This is a genomic window from Streptomyces sp. NPDC007162 (assembly GCF_040634175.1).
Taxonomy (GTDB): Bacteria; Actinomycetota; Actinomycetes; order Streptomycetales; family Streptomycetaceae; genus Streptomyces.
This window is the reverse complement of record NZ_JBEYFC010000899.1, coordinates 1-2122: the sequence shown is the minus strand read 5'-3', so window position 1 is coordinate 2122 and position 2122 is coordinate 1. Positions and strand designations below refer to the sequence as shown.

At 65.1% G+C, this 2122-nt stretch carries 3 protein-coding genes; 1 reads left to right on the top strand and 2 read right to left on the bottom strand.

Translation table 11 applies throughout. The features are described from left to right. Positions 1-116 precede the first annotated feature (116 nt). A complete protein-coding gene (locus tag ABZ646_RS45565; protein WP_360533395.1) occupies positions 117-413 on the top strand; it encodes a GntR family transcriptional regulator in 297 nt (98 codons plus the stop codon). A gap of 118 nt (positions 414-531) precedes the next feature. On the opposite strand, the gene ABZ646_RS45560 is transcribed toward ABZ646_RS45565, so the two are convergent. Both ABZ646_RS45560 and ABZ646_RS45555 read right to left on the bottom strand, forming a co-directional pair. Beyond that, positions 532-1422, bottom strand: coding sequence for a hypothetical protein (locus ABZ646_RS45560; RefSeq protein WP_360533392.1), 891 nt, complete (start codon positions 1420-1422; stop codon positions 532-534). Between the two features lie 36 nt (positions 1423-1458). Beyond that, on the bottom strand, positions 1459-1947 hold the full coding sequence (locus ABZ646_RS45555; RefSeq protein WP_360533389.1) for a hypothetical protein: 489 nt from the start codon (positions 1945-1947) through the stop codon (positions 1459-1461). Between the last annotated feature and the right edge of the window lie 175 nt (positions 1948-2122).

Genomic DNA, 2122 nt, shown 5'->3' with positions numbered 1-2122 from the left:
GTCAGGAGTGACGGGCCCCGGGGCGGCCGGATGCTCGGCGGTGTCGTGGCCGCCCCCGGGGTCGGGCAGAGGGATCCATACGATTGTGCAGGTCGATACCGCTCTACGTTGGACATATGAGCGATAAGGAAGAACCGATGACCCCGCTGGACCCCATGAGCGCCAGACCGCTCTATGTTCAGCTGGCCGACGTCATCGCAGGGAAGATCGCATCTGGAGATCTGGCACCGGACAGGCCCATCCCCTCCGAGAACCATCTTGCCGACGAGTACGGCGTAGCCCGTCTCACCGCACGCCGCGCCGCACAGGAACTGCGCGAGCGCGGCCTCATCGTCACAGTGCGCGGCAAGGGGTCCTTCGTGGTCGAACAGCCAACGGTTGACGCAGAGAAGGAGAGCGATTCGGACAACTGAAGAGGCCGCGGTGTGTCGCGCGGCCTCTTTGGCTTTCTTTGAGCTGGATCGGCTACTCGACGCCGATATGTGGCGGGTGGCCGATACTGTTGCCGTCCGCCCTCGGATGCATACCTCGTTACAGATCGCCCGGCTTCGGCGCCGCTGCTTCTCCGGAGGGACCCATGAGGATGGAGTGGGTCTCGTGAACGTCCTTGGCTGCCTTCGAGGGCGCACTCACCTCCACCATGACGATCCCGCTCCGGAGCCGGGTGATGACCGGGGGCTGGGAACGGCTGGGGAGTTCGCCGAGGAATCGCGTCAGCCGGGCACGCTGGCCCGGGGACAACTCGCTTTCGGCGACGGTGTGGACGGCTCCGGAGAGTAGCTGGCACAGCCGCTCGGCGCTGTCGGGATTGCCGGTGAACAGACGGATCCAGGACTGGTCCACGAAGCTCAGCCGTACGTCGGCTTCGGCCTCGCTGTATGTCATCCGCCTTGCTCCGGCGAGAGAATCGCGAGGGAATTCCGCGAGCACGTCGGCTTTGTCCAATGTGCCTGTTCGGGTACCGAGAAAGAGCAGGCGCCGACTCGTCAGGGCGAGGTCGGTGGCATAGCCCTTGGGGCGGCGCGCAGGATCCAGTTGCCAGGGCACGGTCCGCGCCAGAGTGTCGGGCGCGGCCCACATGACGGGAAAGTCCTCGACCTCGTTCTCCGGTTCCTCCGGCCTTCCACGCACGGGTACATCGCCGAAGGGCGAGCCGGCGGCTCCGCCGATGTTCGCGATGAGGTTGGCGATCAGTGGAATCCCGACGGCGAAGGCGCGGCCGGTGCGTTGCGCGACACGGTCGCCAGTCGTACGCAGGGTGTAGCTCGGACCCGCAGGCCAGTCACGCAGTTCCTGCTGGATGTCGTTGCGCTCGAGATCTCGGAACCAGCGGGATCCGGAGACAGCCGGTGAGATGCCGGTGGCGAATTTGGCCGCGGTCCTGATCAGCAGGTCCTCGTCGGCCTCGGGATACCAGTCCATCAGTACGTCATCTCTCCACGGAGGAACACAACTCGGTCAGTCGGGAAGACCGGCAGGAGCGGTCGAGGGCGGGAATTCCACCGAGCCGACGATTCCCGCCACGGCGTGTGCGAACTCATCCCACTGTTCCACTGAAGCCGTGTCCAGGGTAAACACAGCGGTGTACGGGCCGGTTGCGAACGGGATGTGTACCTGGATTTGTCCCATGATGAGTTCCTCGTCCTGGCCGGACTTCGTGTATCCGCCGTCCACGACAAGTTTCTGGAAGCTGACTCCGCAGACCGCCGGCCCGCACGGGAGATCCAGCCAGGTCACCTCGCGCAATGGGTCCCGGAGCAAGAGTGCCTTGATGCCCTGCGCGACGACTTCCTGATCCGTCTCACCCGACTCCTTGCCGAGTTTGTCCCAGAAGCCCGGCTCGTCGGGCGCGATGTCGCCGGCCTTGTCGAGCTCCTTGCTGACCTGACGGGCTGCCGCCCGGTAATCCGCCTCCAGCTCATGAACCTTCTGGATGACTCCGTCCACCGCGCTGGAGGCCTTGGCAAGTTCGTCGCTGCCTTTGCCTGCTGCCTTCCCTTCGGCCGCGGCCTTCGCGTCGAGTTTGTCCCCGGCGCTCTTCTCCAGCCGGTCCGCCCGATCCTGGAAGTCCTAGCACTGCTAGAAACTCTCTCAGGGGGAGACCATGACCGTCACCGCGTAC